This window comes from Sphingobacterium sp. xlx-130 (assembly GCF_011007405.1).
In the GTDB taxonomy this organism is placed as follows: Bacteria; Bacteroidota; Bacteroidia; order Sphingobacteriales; family Sphingobacteriaceae; genus Sphingobacterium; species Sphingobacterium luzhongxinii.
The window spans coordinates 18,952-38,614 of record NZ_WFKN01000002.1 but is presented as its reverse complement, the minus strand read 5'-3'; the positions used below and the strand labels follow the sequence as shown (position 1 = coordinate 38,614).

Annotated in this window: 15 protein-coding genes; 7 read left to right on the top strand and 8 right to left on the bottom strand. The window is 39.9% G+C overall.

Translation table 11 applies throughout. The annotated features are described in order from the left end of the window. Positions 1-26: 26 nt before the first annotated feature. Complete coding sequence (locus tag G7B18_RS02565; RefSeq protein ID WP_164110646.1) at positions 27-2,687, top strand: DUF5916 domain-containing protein; 2,661 nt, start codon at positions 27-29, stop codon at positions 2,685-2,687. A gap of 36 nt (positions 2,688-2,723) precedes the next feature. Here G7B18_RS02565 and G7B18_RS02560 read toward each other — a convergent pair whose 3' ends face one another. Further along, positions 2,724-3,953, bottom strand: a complete 1,230-nt coding sequence (locus G7B18_RS02560; RefSeq protein WP_164122022.1) for a pyridoxal phosphate-dependent decarboxylase family protein — start codon at positions 3,951-3,953, stop codon at positions 2,724-2,726. A 418-nt stretch (positions 3,954-4,371) separates the two neighbouring features. On the opposite strand from G7B18_RS02560, the gene G7B18_RS02555 reads away from it, so the two are divergent. After that, positions 4,372-5,637, top strand: coding sequence for an MFS transporter (locus tag G7B18_RS02555; protein WP_240452752.1), 1,266 nt, complete (start codon positions 4,372-4,374; stop codon positions 5,635-5,637). 85 nt (positions 5,638-5,722) lie between these two features. Here G7B18_RS02555 and G7B18_RS02550 read toward each other — a convergent pair whose 3' ends face one another. Continuing rightward, entirely contained in the window at positions 5,723-6,151 is a 429-nt protein-coding gene (locus tag G7B18_RS02550) for a cold-shock protein (RefSeq protein ID WP_205600311.1), read from the bottom strand. 243 nt (positions 6,152-6,394) lie between these two features. Here G7B18_RS02550 and G7B18_RS02545 point away from each other — a divergent pair, with 243 nt between their 5' ends. Together G7B18_RS02545 and G7B18_RS02540 are read left to right on the top strand one after the other, a co-directional pair. Next, complete coding sequence (locus tag G7B18_RS02545) at positions 6,395-7,612, top strand: exo-beta-N-acetylmuramidase NamZ domain-containing protein (protein WP_164122021.1); 1,218 nt, start codon at positions 6,395-6,397, stop codon at positions 7,610-7,612. Between the two features lie 46 nt (positions 7,613-7,658). Further along, complete coding sequence (locus tag G7B18_RS02540) at positions 7,659-8,960, top strand: cryptochrome/photolyase family protein (protein ID WP_164110640.1); 1,302 nt, start codon at positions 7,659-7,661, stop codon at positions 8,958-8,960. Between the two features lie 164 nt (positions 8,961-9,124). Here the strand turns inward: G7B18_RS02540 and G7B18_RS02535 are convergent, their stop codons facing one another. The 3 genes from G7B18_RS02535 to G7B18_RS02525 all read right to left on the bottom strand — a co-directional run bounded on the left by G7B18_RS02535 (position 9,125) and on the right by G7B18_RS02525 (position 13,077). Then, positions 9,125-10,783: a sodium:solute symporter family transporter gene (locus G7B18_RS02535; RefSeq protein WP_164122020.1), complete on the bottom strand. Its 1,659-nt coding sequence runs from the start codon at positions 10,781-10,783 to the stop codon at positions 9,125-9,127. 68 nt (positions 10,784-10,851) lie between these two features. Further along, positions 10,852-12,015 carry a galactokinase gene (gene galK, locus G7B18_RS02530; RefSeq protein ID WP_164122019.1) on the bottom strand — a complete coding sequence of 388 codons (1,164 nt, stop codon included), beginning with the start codon at positions 12,013-12,015 and terminating at the stop codon, positions 10,852-10,854. A 6-nt stretch (positions 12,016-12,021) separates the two neighbouring features. Beyond that, the gene (locus G7B18_RS02525; protein WP_164122018.1) at positions 12,022-13,077 is read right to left on the bottom strand and encodes a UDP-glucose--hexose-1-phosphate uridylyltransferase; all 1,056 of its coding nucleotides are present in this window, start codon (positions 13,075-13,077) and stop codon (positions 12,022-12,024) included. 175 nt (positions 13,078-13,252) lie between these two features. Between G7B18_RS02525 and G7B18_RS02520 the strand changes: the two genes are divergently transcribed. After that, positions 13,253-14,551, top strand: a complete 1,299-nt coding sequence (locus G7B18_RS02520) for a DUF389 domain-containing protein (RefSeq protein WP_164110632.1) — start codon at positions 13,253-13,255, stop codon at positions 14,549-14,551. 77 nt (positions 14,552-14,628) lie between these two features. On the opposite strand, the gene nhaA is transcribed toward G7B18_RS02520, so the two are convergent. The 3 genes from nhaA to G7B18_RS02505 all read right to left on the bottom strand — a co-directional run bounded on the left by nhaA (position 14,629) and on the right by G7B18_RS02505 (position 17,560). Further along, on the bottom strand, positions 14,629-15,801 hold the full coding sequence (nhaA, locus tag G7B18_RS02515; protein ID WP_164110630.1) for a Na+/H+ antiporter NhaA: 1,173 nt from the start codon (positions 15,799-15,801) through the stop codon (positions 14,629-14,631). A gap of 257 nt (positions 15,802-16,058) precedes the next feature. Then, positions 16,059-16,634, bottom strand: coding sequence for a reactive chlorine resistance membrane protein RclC (gene rclC / locus G7B18_RS02510; protein WP_164110628.1), 576 nt, complete (start codon positions 16,632-16,634; stop codon positions 16,059-16,061). An 80-nt stretch (positions 16,635-16,714) separates the two neighbouring features. Then, complete coding sequence (locus tag G7B18_RS02505) at positions 16,715-17,560, bottom strand: helix-turn-helix domain-containing protein (protein ID WP_164110625.1); 846 nt, start codon at positions 17,558-17,560, stop codon at positions 16,715-16,717. 156 nt (positions 17,561-17,716) lie between these two features. Between G7B18_RS02505 and G7B18_RS02500 the strand changes: the two genes are divergently transcribed. Continuing rightward, on the top strand, positions 17,717-19,051 hold the full coding sequence (locus G7B18_RS02500; protein ID WP_164122060.1) for a sigma-54-dependent transcriptional regulator: 1,335 nt from the start codon (positions 17,717-17,719) through the stop codon (positions 19,049-19,051). Positions 19,052-19,324: 273 nt separating this feature from the next. Continuing rightward, the gene (locus tag G7B18_RS02495; protein WP_164122017.1) at positions 19,325-19,663 is read left to right on the top strand and encodes a hypothetical protein; all 339 of its coding nucleotides are present in this window, start codon (positions 19,325-19,327) and stop codon (positions 19,661-19,663) included.

The following is a 19,663-nucleotide window of genomic DNA, read 5'->3' as shown; positions in this document are numbered from 1 at the left end:
AACCTAATCAAAACGATAAGCCATTAATGAAGTATTATTGCTCTTTTTTCTGCTGTCTTTTATTCTCTTCGCTATGTTGGGCGCAGGATGAAAGAAAGGAAGTTGTTTCTTTTGAAGATGCCTATAAACGCATATACAATATTACAAAACTTTCGGAGGAGCGTCCGCGTATCGATGGTAAGCTCGATGAAAATATATGGCAGGAACAAGGCGAATGGTCTGAGAAATTCTCACAGGTTATCCCTTTTGAACGTGCCTATACAGCATCTTGGACCCGAGTGAAGCTTTTTTATGACGACGTCAACATTTATATAGGGGTCTATTGCAAGGATGTGCGTCCAGAGACGATGAATGCTTTCATCGGAAATAGAGATGATAATAGTAACGGGGATCTGGTTAGTATTGCTTTTGATACCTATTATGACTATAGGGTGGCCTCGGAGTTTAATATTAATCTGGGTGGAAATAAGACAGATCTGACTGTTACAGATAAGCTGTCTGTAAATTTGAGCTGGAATGCGGTGTGGGAAGGACAGACGCATATCAATAAAACAGATTCTTGCTGGACTGCTGAATTACGTATTCCTTTTAGCCAGTTGCGGTATAACCAGAAAAATGGGGATGGAAAATGGGGACTGCATGTGCGCCGTATCATTCGTAGGAATAATGAAGTGCAGAATTGGAGTTTGATCCCGATTAAGAATAATGGTCATGTCTTTTCTTTTGGAGAGATGCATGGTATGAGCGAGCTACCTAAACCGAAGGGAATTGAATTTTTACCATATGCAATGGCTAAATTTACGAAAGAGCCTAAAATCCTGAACAGTCCTTTTCAGAAGGGAAATCGGTGGGGACGAAATATAGGACTGGATACGAAGGTGGCATTGAATGACTTTACGATGGATCTTACGATCAACCCGGATTATGGTCAGGTAGAGTTGGATCCTTCGGTGATGAATCTGTCTGCTTACGAAATATTCTATGATGAAAAGAGACCGTTTTTTTTGGAAGGTAAGCATATTTTAGAGTTTGATAATAATGAGGGGGGAATGATGTTCTATTCGCGAAGAATAGGAGCAATGCCTTCTTATCAACCTAAAGGAATAGATAATGTCAGCAATTACGCGAGTATGGCGAATCCTATACCGATACTCGGTGCCCTGAAACTGACAGGAACCAATAAAAGTGGAGTGACAGTAGGACTTTTGGAAAGTATAACTGCAAAAACTACATCCCGGGTGATGCGTGAGGGAGTCTATGATCGCGAAATAACGGAACCACTGACTAACTATACGGTAGCACGGGTACAAAAAAACTGGGAAGGTAATACCTTGTTGGGAGGAATGGTGACAGCGGTAAATCGGAATCTCAAAGCGGGTCATCTGAAGGAGGCGTTGATCGAAAATGCATTTGCTGCAGGAATTGATTTTACCCAGTATTTTGCAAATCGCTTGTATTACGTCGATGCGAAGGGAATGTTCAGTACGCTAAATGGTTCGTCGACGGCAATTTTGAATACCAAGCGAAATGCAGCTCATTATTTTCAACGGGAGTCGGGTGCTTCTTATTTGGATCTAAGGCCCGACCAGACGTCGATGCAGGGCAGTAGTGGCTATGTGAAAGTAGGTAAAAAGGGAAATGCGGTGTGGAACTTTTCGCAGACCTTCAGTTGGGCATCTCCAGGGTTTGATCTGAATGATGTGGGGTATATGAAACAGTCTGACTATAAGTTAAATGAGTCGGAGGTGGTGTTCAGGAGGACGGATCCATGGGGACCTTTTCGTTTTGCAGGAATTAACCTGACGCAAAAGAATATTTGGAACTATGGAGGGAAAGCTGTCAATAATGATATTGCGGTCCGATGGCGTAGCTTGAGTATCAAGCGGAGAATTGAGATGGATATCAAGGAGACTTTTAGCTGGAATACTATCGACAGCCGGAGGTTGCGAGGAGGACCGGATATGCGCTATAATTCGAATTTTGAAACAAATGCAATGGTTAGTACCGATCGGGCGAAACCTATGATGGTTAAGATGGAATATAATGGACGGCATTATTTGGATGAAAAAACGGGATACAATGCGCTACATCCGAGCATGGTCTTTCGTGTAGGTAATCATGTACGGGTGGCGGGACAATTTAACTATTCCTGGAATAAAGATAACCTGCAATATGTAGGCACGGTAAAACCTTCTGATAATCCTGAGAATTCAAATGCGTATATTTTGGGCCGTATGGATCAGAAGACCTATGGTGTCACGTTAAATCTACAGATGAATGTGACACCGGATATTTCCATCCAATATTATGGTTCGCCTTTTACTTCAACAGCGACCTATGATAAGTTTAAGCTGGCACAAAATATGGATGCCAAACGCTATGAGAATAGATTTGTTGATTTTGAGGATCAAGCTCTCACAGCGGGGGATGGTGGCTATATTGGTACATCGGGTAATCATACCTATACGTTTAAGAATCCTAATTTTAGTTTTAATGAATTTCGTTCCAATCTGGTGGCACGCTGGGAGTATCTACCAGGGTCTACGGTTTATGTGGTCTGGGAACATAATCAATCGCGAAATGAGATGGTGTATCAACCAGGCTGGGGAAATAATCTGGACAGGATGTTTGGATTGCCAGCCAGCAATACTTTTATGATTAAAATCAATTATTGGTTCTCATTGTAAAAGCAAAGTTATAAGGGGGGAGGCCCCCCTTATAACCTAGTGTTGGGATAATTTTTCGATAAATTGTTTTAAAACATCGATCTGTACGTGATCCATAACCACTATTTTGTACCATTGTGAGGCATCGCCGTGTGAATCTGGTACCAAACCAAATTCGGTAACTAATGCGATAGGGATATCTGCGGCACGTATGGTAATGATATTCATCTGTGGATTTCTATAATAACGTATACCTAGCTCGTCCAGATCTCCACAGCATACGGTGGTTCTGTACAATAAGGTGTTCAACTTTTCTAGCCATCCGTGTGGACCGTAGGTTTGTAATATCATCCATACTGCTATGGCATTGGCACCGGATCTGCTACCACTCAGGGTGATGTCCATGCCGTTAACGTATTTGGCCTCGGCAGTGAGCACATAGTTGATCAGTCCTTTTCTAGATAAAAAGATGCCGGTTCCGTAAGGTGCCTGAAGCATTTTGTGGGCATCTAAGGTGACGGAAGATACATGCGGATTATTGAATCCTATGTTATTCTCCGATTGTACTATGGGGTATATAAAACCTCCAAAAGCTGCATCCATGTGAATTTTGAAGTGCAGTTCGTATTTGGCAAGGACTGTTGCATAACTATCTGGATTGTCTACACTACCGAACATGGTTGTGCCCACATTGGAAATTACGATAGCGTATTTCTTTCCAGACCGTTGAGCTTGTGCTACCAAGCAGTCTAGTTCGGATTCAATAAGTTCTCGGGTATCCATTTGAACAGGGATGGAGAGAAAGTCGATCTGAAGCAGATTAGAGGCTTTATGGACGGAATAATGAGTGTCTTCGGAAGCGATCAATAGGATCTCGTCGAGACAGGCTCCGTACTCTTGCATGAAAAAATTTCTATACATCCAACAGGCCTGAATATTAGCTTCGGTGCCACCTGTTGCGATGTAGCCATCACAACTGTCTTCTGTGGCTTTTAATATGTCCTCACTCAATATTTTTATGACTTCCCGTTCGATTTCCTGAGTTCCTGCAAAATAAGGTTCCGATTCGCCAAGGGTGTGACAACCGATATGATTGGGGTTTTGCACGATTGACTGTAGGAAAGGAGCTTCTTTGAGAAAGGAGGCTTGGTCGTAAAACACCTGACTGTCCAATTTGGAACCAGGTACGCCTAGGGTTATAATCTTTTGATAGTCTATGTTTTTTGAAAGCGCATCTGCGATATGTTGGCGCTGTTCGTCAAAATTTATTTTTTTCCAGTATTTCATCTTGCTGTTTAGTTCTATTAGTTACGGACTGTATGTAAAAATACACCATCGAGCACCTTAAGGGGTGTTGAAAAATCCTTAGCCTAACAAAAGTAAAGTATCTTGAGCGATTTGTGTTCGATCACCATATACTTCCGAATATTTTGTAGAATTCTAGTGCCTTTTGGGGATTGTTCTGATATTATTTCGGTACATCTATTCTTTGTCTTACGTTTTTTAGTACATCTTACTTTTTTTGAAAATAAGGTGTTTGTTAATTTAAGTGAAAGTGATGTTGTAGATAAGTGCTTTACTTTATAGTAGTGACATGTTATTAAAGTTTTGTTATAAAATAGTCTTATGAGGATCCTGTACAAAGATTTTTGTACTTTTGGGCAGATAGGGATAAAATGTTGGATTATTAATTAAAAACAGTCAGGTGAAAATACTACGCGCGTATACGGATTCCTTTAAGGGCTTATCTCAAGAGGCTTGGATGCTTTCGATTGTGATGTTGATCAATCGTACCGGTTCTATGGTTATTCCTTTTTTGGGGGTGTATATGGCAGATCACCTGAAGTTTGACATTACGCACACAGGTATTGTACTTAGCTTTTACGGTATAGGTTCGGTAATCGGATCTTGGTTAGGTGGTTTTTTTACGGATCGATTTGGCGAGTATAGGGTGCAAAGCTTAAGCTTATTCCTCAGTGCACCTTTATTTGTGCTAATTCCATTTTTTCCTACTGTAGAGGGGATGGCTTGTATTATATTGGTGCAGAGTATTATCAGCGAAACATTCCGACCCGCCAATTCTGTAGCTATAACAAAGTATGCCAAACCCCAAAATCTGACGCGGGCATTTTCATTGAATCGAATGGCTGTGAATCTTGGTTATTCCATTGGACCCGCTTTAGGAGGGATTCTTTCTGCTATTTCTTATGAGTTTTTGTTTTCTATAAATACGGCCGGAGCTTTGATCGCGGGGATTGTCTATGTCAAGTTTTTTAGGAAAAGGCATAAACAGTATCAGGCAAAGGTCCAAGAACGTGAAAAACATAGAAAGGAGCTAAATATGCAATCTACGGTGAAAAGTAAATCACCTTACCGTGATATACCGTTTGTTGTATTTTGTTTTTTCTGTACAATATTTTCCATCTGTTTTTTTCAGTTTTTCAATACCATTCCTATCTTCTATAAGGAGGTTGCCCAAATGGATCAGGCTACGATAGGCTATGTGTTGGGATATAGTGGCTTTATAATCGTTTTGTTAGAGATGTTGGTGGTTAATTTTGCTGATAAATACCTGACGATTGCTAAAACTATTCTTTACGGAGCCTTGTTGTGTGCGATTGCCTATGCTATTTTAGCATTCAATCATCATATTTCTATATTGTTACTGTCTATAACGTTGTTGAGTGTTAGTGAGATATTGGTGCTACCGTTTATGTCAACAATTACAGCGTTGCGATCTGGAAAACAGAGCCAAGGTGCTTATATGGGGTTGAATGGGATGAGTTTTTCGTTCTCTTTTATTATTACGCCCTTATTGGGGACACAAATCGTACATCAATTGGGATTTGATACATTGTGGTTGGGAACTGGAAGTATATTGGCATTGTCGGCGGTAGCCCTGTATTTTGTAATACGATGGATGCTGCCGAAGGATAAGTATACACAGGCCGAAGGCCTAGGGGACCATTAGGTTATCTGCAAATACTATTCGCAAAAAAAGGTTGCTCCTGATAATTGAGCAACCTTTATGATGTATCGATGAACTATAAACAAAATTACATCAGTTCTACTTCAGAAATCTGATTGCCTTGTTTGGTTCTTGTGTATTTGTACTTTACTTTTTGATTTAGCGTCAATACCATCCCCGCTAGTTTGTCGTTAAAGTATACTGTCTCGCGGCTCTCGTTGTCCCTGATGAAACCATAATTTCCAGTTTCGTTGTAATAGGAAACTTTACCGTAAAGGAATTCGTCTTCATTATCAACAGGGCGTTGCAAATCTTCTTCCTTAAACTTATAAACCTGTGTAGGAGGTGTATCCGAGATGTTTCCGAATTCGTCAACGTAAGCAAACATTTCTTCCAATGATTTTCCTTTGTTATTATTGGATTTGTTTACCTCACGTCTTTCTTGCTTTTCTTTTTTCTTCTGTTGTTGTTTCTTCGCGCGTTCTTTTTTGTTGAATGTAAGTTGACTTTTAGCCATTAAATAGAATTAAAGATTATTATATAAATAAAAATGAAAGGTGTATGTCTTAAATTAGCGGACTTGGCTCAAGGATAAGAAATAGGGGCCTTTGTGATATTGGAACAAAGATACAAACTTTATTTGATAAAAACTAACAGACAGACGTCTAACCGTCAAAGTTAACTACTGGTAATAAGGCGTCTAATTGTAGATAAGGGATTTTTTTTTTAGGTTTAAGGAACAAATTAAATCAAGATTGCGATGAATTTTAAAATAGTATTTTTCTTTAGTCTATTTTTCTGGACGATATGGGGATTAAAGGCGCAAACGTCTTTGGACTATTGTAACGACCGGATTCGGACGGGGGCTGAGCGGACAGAAAGCTATGTTCCTTATCTGAAAGGCAAGCGTGTCGCTATTTTGGGAAACCCTTCTACAGTTATTAAAAAAGAGCATCTGGTTGATAGTCTATTGAAGTTGGGGGTAAAGATTGTAAAGATATTCGGACCTGAGCATGGTTTTAGAGGTAATGCGAGTAATGGTACAGAGGTGAGTGATGAGGTGGATGTAAAGACGGGAATACCGATCTTTTCTTTGTATGGCAGTAAAAGGAAGCCTTCTGCTGCAGATCTTGCCGATATCGATGTTTTTATTTTTGATGTTCAGGATATGGGTGTACGTTTTTATACGAATATCAATACGCTACGCGATATTATGGAAGCCTGTGCGGAGCAGGGTAAAGAATTGTTGATCCTTGATCGGCCTAACCCGAACGCGTATCTGATCGATGGACCTATCCTGGATATGAAGCACAGGTCAGGTATAGGTCAATTTCCGGTGCCGATAGCCCACGGTATGACGATAGCGGAATTTGCACAGATGATAAATGGAGAGGGCTGGATGTCAACTGCGAAGAAGTGCAAATTAAAGATTATTCCTGTAGAAGGATATGCGCACCATATGTTGTATAAATTGCCCGTGAGCCCTTCGCCTAATCTAAATACAGAACAAAGTATTCTTTTATACCCGAGTACCTGTCTGTTTGAAGGCGTTAAAGTGAATCATGGCAGAGGTACTGATTATCCATTTACAGTTATTGGGAGCCCTGCCTACAAAGGTATCTATAGCTTTTCTTTTACGCCGGTGAGTAAGAAGGGCATGAGTGAGAAACCGTTGTTTATGAATGAAAAGTGTTATGGACTGGATTTACGCGGATATGATCTGCATAGCTTGGTAAAGCGTAAAAAGCTTAATTTAGCATGGATTATGGAATTGTATGAAAAATCGCCTGAAAAGGATAAATTCTTTGACCAAAGTTTTTCAGATCAGATCGGTCGTTTTGAAAACTTGTCGGGTGTAGATGATTTACGTCTACAGATTGAGAGAGGTACTAGTGAGAAAGAGATACGCGCCAGCTGGGCAGATGCGTTGGCCAAGTATAAGCTGATGCGTAAAAAGTATACAATTTATGAAGATTAAGGAGTTAACAGACAAAGATAATATGGGTATTAAATCTAAGGAGTGAATGCAGGAGAAAGTGAATTTATTTTGGTTTCGTAGAGACCTGAGGTTGGAGGATAACCATGGTTTATTTAGGGCCTTGAATGAGGGGGGAGAGGTGATCCCAATCTTTATTTTTGATCCTGATATATTATCTAAACTACCGACTGTCGAGGACCGGAGGGTGGATTATATTCATCAAGCCTTATGCTCGCTACAGGAACAGTTAAGGATATTAGGTACGGATATCTATGTATATGTCGGAAAGCCCCTTGCTGTTTTTAAGGAGTTGACACAGGTGTTTAACATTGATAAGGTGTACAGCAATAAAGATTATGAACCCGATGCGGTTGGAAGAGATATTGAAGTTGGAGCTTGGTTGAAAAATGAGGGGATAGGATTTAAGTCCTATAAAGATCAGGTGATCTTTGAGGAATTTGATGTCTTAAAAAAGGATGGAACCCCCTATACGGTGTATACTCCTTATAGTCGTATATGGAAATCTAAATTGTCTGCGAAAGATTTGGTTCCCTTTGAAATCATTGATGCTGGCTTCAAAAAACTTCCTTTTAAAGAGATACCTACACTGGCAGATATTGGTTTTCAAAAGACGGACATTCATTATGTGAAGCCTAAATTGGAAGGGCAAGATATCAAAGACTACGATAAAAACAGGGATTTCCCGGGATTGGATGCTACTAGCAGAATTGGAATAGCCTTACGGTTTGGGACTATTTCTATTCGTAAATGTGTGTCAATGGCCCAACGGTGGAATGAAGTGTGGCTGAATGAACTGATCTGGCGCGAGTTTTTTATGCAGATTATCTTTCATTATCCGCAGTCGCAACGTGAATGTTTTAAATCTGCATATGAGTCGATACCATGGCGCAATGATGAGTCGGCATTCGAACGGTGGTGCAAAGGAGAGACGGGGTATGCGCTGGTTGATGCGGGTATGATCGAGCTGAATGAGACAGGATTTATGCATAATAGGGTGCGGATGGTGGTCGCTAGCTTTTTGACCAAGCATCTTTTGATTGATTGGCGTTGGGGCGAAGCTTATTTTGCAGGAAAGCTATTGGATTACGATTGTAGTGCAAATGTAGGAAATTGGCAATGGGCGGCGGGATGTGGTTGTGATGCGGCTCCGTATTTTCGGGTATTCAATCCGGATGAACAGCTTAGAAAGTTTGATAAGGACTTAAGTTATGTAAGACGTTGGAATCCTGATTTTGAATCTAAGTCAATGAATCGTATTGTCGAACATGTTTTTGCGAGAGAACGCGCATTGCGTACCTATAAAGAAGCTTTACAAAATAGGGGGTAAACCGTGAAAATAGGGGCATAAAAAAAGGTTTTCAAACGGGGAGAATGAAAACCTTTATAACCAATTATAAACCTAAATTATGATGCCACAAAGATAGTGTATCTTTTACACAAATGCAAATTTATTTTTATATATGTTAAGCGAGCTCTTGTAACCATGTGATGTTACCAGAATAACGTATATAAAGCTGCTGTAATACCTAATACCAATAATGCACCGACAGCAAACGAATGGTCGAGTTTGAACATCTTTACATCTATCTCAAGCCCCTTTGGTATCACTCCTTTTTTGTTTTCATATATACTTATTAGATACATTCCTATTAAACAGGTAATAAATACCATAGCAACTCTATCTATAAACGGTATTTCATAGATTCCGTTGACCGGAACAGCAAATCCGGCGGACGCTAAGAAGGACAGGTCTACCATTTTGGGTAAAAATTTCAGAAGCAAAGAAAATAGAAAACCTCCGATCGTCGCAAACAAAGCCGCGTTGGAGGTAGTCCGCTTCCAGAAGAAACCCAATAAGAACATAGCGAAAATCCCGGGAGACACAAATCCGGTGTATTCTTGTATATATTGAAAGCCTCCCTTTTTGTCTATTCCTAAGTGTGGGGCTATTATTACGGCTAATAGCATAGAGACTACAATTGTTATCTTACCAATATTGACCAGTTTTTTTTCTGAAGCCTCTTTGTGAAAGAGGTTTTTGTAGATGTCTAGTGTGAATATAGTGGCAATACTATTTGCTTTTCCTGCTAAAGAAGCGACGACGGCGGCAGTCAATGCTGCAAAGGATAAGCCTTTTAGTCCTGTAGGGAGAAGATTCAGGAGGACAGGATAGGCCCGATCTGGATTAAGCTCTCCACCGCTGGACATTTCTTGTTGAAAGAGTCCTTCTTTATAGAGTACGTAAGCAGCAATGCCTGGCAAAACAACGATAATAGGCATTAAAAGTTTTAAAAAGGCCGCAAATAGGAGTCCATTCCGTGCAGTCGAAAGGTCTGCTCCTAAGGCCCGTTGGGTAATATATTGATTACAGCCCCAATAGCTTAAATTGATCACCCACATACCTCCGATTAGGACACTTAGTCCGGGCAGGTCTATGTAATTGGGATTATCGGGGTGTAATATCATATGGAAATGTTCTGAGGCATGGGTCGTGACATGCCGGTAACCGTCCAAAATGCCAGTGCCGCCGAAGTGGCTGGATACTAAATCTAAGGCCAAATAGGTGGTGGCCAGTCCGCCAAAGATTAGAAAGAATACTTGTATAACATCGGTATACCCGATTACTTTCATACCGCCCAGGGTGATAAATATCGCAAATATGGCTAACCCATACATGCATAGATTAAAGTCTAATTCTGAAATACTGGATACCGCAAGAGCGCCAAGAAAAAGTATGGAGGTGAGATTGACAACGATATAAAGTAATAACCAAAAGACCGCCATAATTAAAGCAACGGTCCCATTGTACCGTTGATGGAGAAATTGTGGCATGGTGAAAATCTTATTTTTTAGATAGACTGGAAGAAAAAATACCGCTACAACTAGTAGGGTAACAGCGGCCATCCACTCGTAGGTGGCTATAGCTAACCCTATTTTGAAACCAGAGCCACTCATACCTATAAACTGTTCGGCGGAGATATTAGAAGCGATCAGGGAGGCACCGATAGCCCACCATGTCAAAGAACCTTCTGCTAAAAAATAGTCTTTGGAACCTTCGATAGCAGATTTTTTCTTGAAGTAGATATATATTCCATAACCTGCCACGATAATGAAATACACTAAAAAAACGATATAATCTTGAATAGCCATATTGGGTTTATATAAAGGTTGTTTGGTTAGATTGTTCTCAATGGAAATACACGGATTACTTTTTGACTTTAATATTCTAATAGTGAGGTCCCGTTGCTTAGTTTTACTTGTATTGGCGAAATAGACTTTCCAAATCGATCGAAGTAAGCGGTGGCTATTTTATCAATCAGTGCGGTTGAACCGCCTTTTTTGATAATGTTGATGGTACAGCCTCCAAAACCACCGCCCATCATACGGGCGCCTGCTACTGTGGGAAGTCCTTGTACAAAGTGTACCAAAAAGTCTAACTCTGCACAACTGACTTCATAATCCTTACTCAAGTCCCAGTGTGCTTCATAAAGAAGCCGGCCAAACTGCGTGATGTCTTTACGTTGAATAGTGTCACTGGCTTGCTGTACTCGCATATTCTCTTGGACAACGAACCTGCATTTTCTAAATATATCCTCGGATAGAGGACGAACTATGTCGTCCAACTGCTGTAGATTGATATCGCGCAGGGTGTTTAATTCAGGATACTTTTCTTTTACCCATGCGACACCTTGCTCACAGGTTTCTCTACGTTTGTTGTATGCTGAGGAGGCGAGATTGTGCTTCACATTGCTATTGAGAAGGAGAATTTCATATTCTGGCCATTGTAATTCAAAATAACGGTATGATAGGTCTTTACAGTCTAGGACAAAAGCTTGGTTTTCTTTGCCCATAATAGAGGCAAATTGATCCATAATGCCACAATTGACACCGATGTATCTGTGCTCGGTCTGCTGTCCTATTTGTGCTATTTCTAAACGCGATAATCCCAGTTGAAAAAGTGTATTGATTCCAAAACCTGTGGCACAGGTTAGCGCGGCCGACGAGGATAGGCCTGCCCCAAGAGGAATATCTCCGTCTAGAAAGAGGTTGATACCCGATTTTATACTTTTTTTGTCGTTTATTAGTTGTACGACCCCCAATATATACCTAGCCCATTCGGGAGCTGATTCCGAGGCCTGTTGATGTAGTGTAGTTTTAAAGTAGGTATTGTAGGCGGCAGAGAAGATATGGATTTCATTGTCTTCTCTGATAGATAGCGCTACATATATGTATCTGTCTATTGCAGCGGGAAAAACAAAGCCTTCATTGTAATCGGTATGTTCGCCGATAAGATTTATACGTCCCGGTGATCTGGCTATACAGCTAGGGACGACTTGAAAGTGTTGAATAAATTGTTGATTAAGGTATGTTTTGGTGTACATGATATATTATCGGGTGCTTTTGTAGTGTATGGTTGACTGATTGCGTAATATCTCGGCGGCGGATTCTGGCGTAATATCTCGTTGAGGATTGGCGAGCATTTCATAACCTACCATGAATTTTTTGATGTTTGCAGATCGCAACAATGGTGGATAAAAGTGCATATGCCAATGCCAACCTGTGTATGCTCCGCTATTGACTGGAGACTGGTGCATACCTGCAGAATAAGGAAATGAGGTCTGAAAAAGATTATCGTAACGTATGGTAAGCTTTTGAAGGATGTTGGCTAGGTCATTTTTTTCGTCTATTTTAAATTGACCTATGTGCTGTATATGCCTCTTGCTGATGATCAATGTCTCATAAGGCCAGGATGCCCAAAATGGAACTACTACTGCAAAATGACGGCTTTCGGTGACTATTCGTGTTTGTTCTCTTAACTCGAGTTCAAGATAATCTGAAAGAAGAGATGTTTTATATTGTTGGTAGTGTTTTTCAAGATGGTATGTCTCTTTCTCAATCTCTGTCGGTATCGACTGCTGTGCCCATATCTGGCCATGCGGGTGTGGATTGCTACATCCCATGATAGTCCCTTTATTCTCAAATATCTGTATGTATTTGATCCATTCTATCTGTTGTAGATTTATAAATTCGCTCTGCCAAAGATCAACCACAGACGTTATTTTGTCAAGTTCCATTTCGGGTAATGTTAGATCATGCCGAGGACTAAAAACAATAACCTTGCAAATACCTCTTTCATGAGTGGCTTGTAATAAGTACTTTGTGTCTGCTGGTTCTACAATGGGCTCGTTAATAGTATTATCTAACAGTGCTGAAAAGTCATTGATAAATACATAGGGGTCTTTATAATCTGGATTGTTGGCTCCTCCTGCTCTCGAGTTATTGGGGCATAAGTAACATTTAGGGTCGTGTGGAGGCATGGCGTCGACAATAATGTCTTCCATTTGTCCCTGCCAAGGGCGTTTATTTCTTTGAGGAGATACCAATACTCTTTCACCTGTTAATATATTGGTGCGTAAATGTGGGCTATCGAAGTTTAAGTTCATTTTACTACAACATGGCTAATGAATCGGAAGATTCCTTTTTTGGAATACAAAATACGAATATGTGTGCTGAAAACATAATGCTTTTGTAATATCTGGCTGCCTTTGTTGTTTTTTAGAATATACATATATTCGTCTACAATTCTATAATATGGTGGGATTGATTAATTAGTGATTTATGAATAAAATTTATGATTTTTTTAATTTACACCAAGGGGAGGACGCTAAAGATAAAGTCCTGGAGAATGTGTTGTCTAACATATCCTTTCGTGGGGCTAACCTGTGGATTCTTGCCTGTGCTATTGTAGTTGCATCGGTCGGACTTAACGTGAACTCGACAGCTGTTATCATTGGAGCGATGCTAATATCACCATTGATGGGGCCTATTGTAGGAGCTGGATTTGCACTAGGTACGTACGATTTTGAGTTGTTGAAAAAGTCCTTAAAAAATCTGGCCATCGCTACATTGGTGAGTCTTTTGGTATCTTTTTTATATTTTGTATTGAGCCCGTTTAAAGATGCTCAATCTGAACTTTTGGCCCGTACCTCGCCGAATATTTATGACGTATTGATTGCCTTTTTTGGTGGCTTGGTAGGCGTTATTGCTATTACGAGGGTGGAGAAAGGAAACCCCATTCCGGGGGTTGCAATTGCGACAGCGTTGATGCCACCATTATGTACAGCAGGTTATGGGTTGGCAATAGGTAATATCAGTTACTTTGCAGGTGCCCTATACTTATACACGATAAATTGTTTTTTTATCTGTATTTCAACATTCCTGATTGTAAAGCTATTGAAGTATCCTAAAGTGAAATTTGTTGATGAGGAACGGGAAAAGCGGATAACAAGAATCATATCTTTATTAATACTGGTTATGTTGGTGCCAAGTTCTTATTTGGCTTATGCGCTGTTGCAAGAAAAAAAATACGCTCAAAATGCAGATCGGTTTATCAAAAGTGAATTGATCGACAAAGGATATACGTTGATTTATGAAAAGATAAGTTTTAACAGCCGTCCGAAGAAAATTGAATTGGCCTTTTTGGATAAACGCTTTACAAACCAGGAATTGACCATGCTGAACGATAGGCTGGAAGCCTATCAGATAGGAGATACAGAGTTGCGTATCAGACAGGATAGTACCGATCTGAAACAGGATATCCTCAAGGAAATAAATAGGCAGTCGTATAATGTTTCTGAAAAAGACCTCACTATTCAGAATTTAAGGAAGCAATTGGCTAGTTATACCTTTGACGATAAGCAGTTGATTCAAGAGATCAATATCTTGTTCCCGGATCTAGCCCCGTTTTCTATCGGAAAGCAGTTGGTCGTGGTGAATGTAGATAGCAGCTATCATGAAGATGTACTGCTGTATGGTGCTAAGAAAGATTTGGGAGCAGAGTCCGTAAAAACTTTGGAGAACTGGTTGCGGACGAAACTCAATTCGGATAAGGTACGGGTGAGTAAAGCTGAAATGTAAGTTTGATTTATGATACAGCGCGATCTGTAGAATTACGTCGTCGATAGATCGCGCTGTATTTAATTTATTTAAGACTTTTATTTTGAAGAGACTTTGCCCGAAAGCAAGGTCAGATAACCGATAATCCCGGCCAATAAAGACGTTATTAAAATGGAAAGCTTAGCTTCAGAAACATGTAATGGGTCACCAAAAGAAAGGATGGCTATAAATATGGACATGGTGAAACCAATACCGGCTAAGAGACCTACCCCCAAAATATGACGCCAGGTACTACCTTCCGGTAGACTACTTAATTTTAGTTTTGTACATAGGTAAGAAGTTAACAGGATACCTACTGGTTTGCCCAATAATAGTCCCAAGGAGATACCTAATCCCAGTGAAGATGTTAGTCCAGCCAGCATTTCGCTTTCAAGTGTGATGTTTGTATTGGCAAAGGCGAACAGTGGGATGATGAGGAAGTTGACCGGCTTGGTCAACGCATGCTCAAGACGTTCTAACGGGGACTCTATATCTGTATCGTTGGTAGGAATAGTCATGGCTACCAATACACCAGCAATCGTAGCGTGTATGCCCGAATGGTGGACAAAATACCAAATAAATATTCCTGGTATAAGATATAGATAAGGATTGAGTACGTTCATTCTATTCATGATAATCAGAACTACGAGGCCAATAGCTGCATACAATAGGTAGGTTGTCTCGATACCTGAGGAATAGAAAAATGCAATGACGAGGATGGCTATTAAATCGTCCACAATAGCCAGAGCGGCTAGAAATATCTTTAGACTGCTTGGTATACGGTTGCCCAATAGATTGATCACAGCTAATGCAAAAGCGATATCTGTCGCCATTGGAATTCCCCAGCCTGATGCGGTCTCTTGTCCAGCATTGAGACCCAGGTATATGATGGCTGGTACTACGGCTCCGCCTATAGCACATAAAATAGGTAAAGATGCTTTTTGAGGAGATGACAATTCTCCTTCTACAATCTCCCGTTTGATCTCTAAGCCAACTAGAAGGAAGAAAATAGCCATTAAACCGTCGTTAATCCAGAGAAGGATAGGGTAGCGGAGATGAACACTTTCGTTCTCAAATCCGATAGGATGATCAAGTATATTTTGCAAGGGGACGGCAAAATCGGTGTTTGCTAAAATCATGGAGATAATAACACAGATAAATAGAATAATCCCGCCTGCATTACTTGATTGAAAAAAGTCTTTAAAGACATTTAAATTGATAAGTTTTGTCATCGCTTACGATAAAGTTAAAATATGAACCCTTTGGAGGCTTTTAAATTATGTTTGGCAATGGCGTATTTTTATTCACGTATCTGATCTACACTTTTTAAAATAGCCGTTGAAAGCTTAGCAGGAGATTGTACTTTTCCTTTCTAAGCCTTGCTAAAATAGGAAAAACAGAAGGTGCTGCCTTGAATTATTGCATAGATTATATCTATTGCAATCACAATTAGTTATTCGATTTTTTGTATTTTGCGGGTTTAAAAAGGTTAACAGCTGCTTTTGATCAGACGCTGTGCCGAATCGGATGCTACCACTAGACCAGCTGCGAGCATGATGATATCTTTCAGTACCAATCTACCTGCACCCGATAGGTAGGGAAATCCGTAGTGGGGAGTAGCGAAGTCGCCCCCGAGATTAGGAACGTATACCTCAGGCGTAGTAACAAGAAAGGATAAGGTGACTAAGGACATACCAAATGTCAGTATTCCTCCAATCAACCCCAACTTCGCAGACCATATCCCCGCTAAGGTGAGAAGACCGATAATAACAATGACCGAACCGAGTGCATACGAAAATGCATAGGTACCGTTTGATAGATGCCAATCTATGTTCTTCTGTACGGTTTTGCCTTCTGGGTTTTTATAATTTTGATATTCAGGGGCTGATTTTTGATAGAAAAAGCTCATAAATGGACTGTTGGCGACAAAGGGGACAATGCCGTCGGCTTCATATTGAAAAGCCTTTAACCCACCTATCCATGCCATTACAATAAAGATACTGATTCGCATTAAATGTATGAAGTTCGATTGTGAGTTTGCTAGAAACTGTAAGATGTACTGCATATCTGTGACTTTCTTTGGTATACACAAAAATATGTTATACTTGATGATCACGGAATGGACAAATTCGACTATACCATAGATTATTTTGCTACGATGGATATGCCTACCTTCTCTCGGTATTGAGACGGGGAGATGCCAACATTTTTCTTAAAGTATCGACTAAAATAATATTCGTCATTGAAGTTTAAGGTTTCTGCAATCTCTTTAATAGGTAAATGGGTGAGGTGGAGTAGTTTTTTTGCTTCTAAAACAGTGCGTTCCTGAATAAGTAAGGATGGGGATTTGCCGAGTTGTTGTCTGATTTTTTTGCTGAAACTGTCCAAATTTATATTTGCTTGATCAGCATAATATTTTACCGATTTTTGGGTGCGGAATAGTTGTTCTAACTGTTTCTGAAAGGTGTTACCTATAGTGTGGTTAATCTGGTCTAATGGCGTGAATCCTTCCATTATTAACTTCTTCTCTTTACTACAAAGTGCCAATAATAGCTGTAGGTAGGCTTTTATGATAGAGTCTGAATTGTCAGGAGATAAGGAGATTTCGTCTGCTATTTTTTGGTATATCCGTTCCATTTCGTTGAATAAGGATGTTCCAACTGTTACATAGGGTTGTATATAAATATTATTGAATAGTATGCCGTTGCAGGCTACCTCTTTTTTATGGTATTCGATGCAATAATAATCTCCATGAAAGGTGAGCTGTCTGTAACATAAATGAGGAGCGCCGTGGATTTGTAAGTGTTGATAAGGACTGAGAAAAAGAATCGAATGCGCAGGAATAGTGTATGCTGTGAAATCGACTTGTGTAATAGTAACTTTGTCTACTAGTAAAATCTGGTATAGGGGAATTTGATAATCATCCGCTAATAGGATGGAGTCTAGTTGGTTAATTCTTATTAGTTCCTGTTGACGATCCACTTGCTCCATGATTGTAATACTTAAGTTATCGGTGAAGACTAAAAATAGTAATATTCTGTGGTATTTGGGTCGGATAAGGGAGGAATAGGTACGAAGAAATCTTTAATAGAGAATGTTGTTGGAATAGCTGGAATTTTAATAGCTTCGTATTCAAATGAACATGAAGTGAATAAGGTACTAATTATTGATGACGAAGATAAATTAAGGCAGTTAATGGCCAAGATTATCGGTCTGGAGGGGTTTGAAGTCTTTCAGGCAGCTGATATTAAAGCGGGATTGAAAAGGTTGGAGTCTACGGATATCGATGTGGTGATCTGCGATGTGAAGCTTCCCGATGGAAGTGGTGTGGATACCGTAAAGTATATCAAGGAAAAATATCCTTGCGTGGAGGTTATCTTATTGACAGCTTACGGCAATATACCCGACGGTGTACAGGCGATGAAGAATGGTGCCTTTGATTATATTACGAAGGGAGACGATAATAATAAGATAATCCCACTTTTATATAAGGCGAATGATAAAGCTTCTTTGGCGAAGAAGGTGAATCAGTTGGAAAATAGATTGGTAAAAAAATATTCTTTTGATAAAATAGTGGGTAAATCTAAAATTTTACAACAAACCATAGATTTAGCAAAAAGAGTAGCTGCTACCGATACCACGGTATTGCTTACAGGAGAGACAGGAACCGGAAAGGAAGTCTTTGCACAGTCAATACATCAAGAAAGCACCCGCTCCAAGTCAAACTTCGTCGCTATAAATTGTTCGGCATTCAGTCGTGAGCTTTTGGAAAATGAACTTTTCGGACATCGCGCAGGCGCTTTCACTGGCGCAAACAAAGACCAAAAGGGATTATTTGAAGAAGCGCATCGAGGTACTATATTTCTGGATGAGATAGGCGAGATGGCAGTTGAGCTTCAAGCTAAAATATTACGGGTACTGGAAACAGGAGAGTTTTTAAGGGTAGGAGATTCTAAACCTACGAAGGTGGATGTGCGTATCATTGCGGCAACTAATCGGAATCTCGAAGAAGAGATTGCTAAAGATACTTTTCGTAGTGATCTGTTTTACAGACTTTCTGTTTTTGTAATTCACCTTCCGGCTCTGCGTGATAGGAAGGAGGACTTAAAGGGCCTTGCTCTACACTATATTCAGGAATTTTCACTTAAGGCGGGTAAAAAGCCCTTGTCCCTGAGTCCAGAGTATCTAGAGCTACTGGAGAAAAACGAATGGAAAGGTAATATCAGGGAACTAAAGAATGTTATCGAACGAAGTGTAATCTTAGCAGATAATGATAGTGTAGATGTAGGAACATTGCCTTTAGAAATGCAGTACGACGGTTTAAAAAACAGTAGCTCATCTTCTATGGCGTTGACTGAAATAGAACGTATCCATATTCATAAAGTACTACAGCACACTGGTGGTAATAAAGCGGAGGCTGCACGCCTTTTACAGATTGGCATAGCTACCCTGTATCGGAAGATAGACGAATATAAATTGTAAATCATATTAAAATAAAACGCACTCATTTTGAGAAAGAGCCTATCATTTTGATAGGCTTTTTTTGTTGATGAATAAGTACTTCTGTTTGTTTTTGGTTGATAGATAGTTGTTTGTGTTTTTTTGGATTGACTTGGAATAAACTTTGGCATTAAGGAGTAAACAAAGAAAAATATGTTGTCAATTATTTTATTAACTGTGGGGCTTATCTGTTTTTGGTTATTGTTCAGATCAGTCTCTTTTTTCGAGAATATCTAGATGATAAAGACAGTAAAAATGGAAACCAAAATTAAAAGTACGCTAACGCAATGGATTCCGGGAATCCAGCAAGCCTGCGATGAAGAGTCAGATTATCAGATGTTGCGACGTCTGGCCTGTTCCTGTATGGATAGAATCCGTACAGGAACAGATGAAGACTTACAATGGGTGGAAGATATAGGCAAGGTGGTGAATCTTCTATATCAAAGTGGTAATAGGTACACCAAAAACGCCATAGAAAATGAATTTCTGTGCGAACTGATACAGGAAGAATGTCCAGCCAGTCTAAAGCAGCACATGGCTCTGCTGCCCAAAGAGCTGCGAAAGGAATATTTGAAAGTTATCTTAGAGAACTAA

Bases quoted from the DNA above. Each gene is read 5' to 3' on its own strand.
- G7B18_RS02565 (WP_164110646.1), top strand. From the start codon at position 27: ATGAAGTATTATTGCTCTTTTTTCTGCTGTCTTTTATTCTCTTCGCTA.
- G7B18_RS02560 (WP_164122022.1), bottom strand. From the start codon at position 3,953: ATGAAATACTGGAAAAAAATAAATTTTGACGAACAGCGCCAACATATC.
- G7B18_RS02550 (WP_205600311.1), bottom strand. From the start codon at position 6,151: ATGGCTAAAAGTCAACTTACATTCAACAAAAAAGAACGCGCGAAGAAA.
- G7B18_RS02545 (WP_164122021.1), top strand. From the start codon at position 6,395: ATGAATTTTAAAATAGTATTTTTCTTTAGTCTATTTTTCTGGACGATA.
- G7B18_RS02540 (WP_164110640.1), top strand. From the start codon at position 7,659: ATGCAGGAGAAAGTGAATTTATTTTGGTTTCGTAGAGACCTGAGGTTG.
- G7B18_RS02535 (WP_164122020.1), bottom strand. From the start codon at position 10,783: ATGGCTATTCAAGATTATATCGTTTTTTTAGTGTATTTCATTATCGTG.
- galK (WP_164122019.1), bottom strand. From the start codon at position 12,015: ATGTACACCAAAACATACCTTAATCAACAATTTATTCAACACTTTCAA.
- G7B18_RS02525 (WP_164122018.1), bottom strand. From the start codon at position 13,077: ATGAACTTAAACTTCGATAGCCCACATTTACGCACCAATATATTAACA.
- G7B18_RS02520 (WP_164110632.1), top strand. From the start codon at position 13,253: ATGAATAAAATTTATGATTTTTTTAATTTACACCAAGGGGAGGACGCT.
- nhaA (WP_164110630.1), bottom strand. From the start codon at position 15,801: ATGACAAAACTTATCAATTTAAATGTCTTTAAAGACTTTTTTCAATCA.
- rclC (WP_164110628.1), bottom strand. From the start codon at position 16,634: ATGCAGTACATCTTACAGTTTCTAGCAAACTCACAATCGAACTTCATA.
- G7B18_RS02505 (WP_164110625.1), bottom strand. From the start codon at position 17,560: ATGGAGCAAGTGGATCGTCAACAGGAACTAATAAGAATTAACCAACTA.
- G7B18_RS02495 (WP_164122017.1), top strand. From the start codon at position 19,325: ATGGAAACCAAAATTAAAAGTACGCTAACGCAATGGATTCCGGGAATC.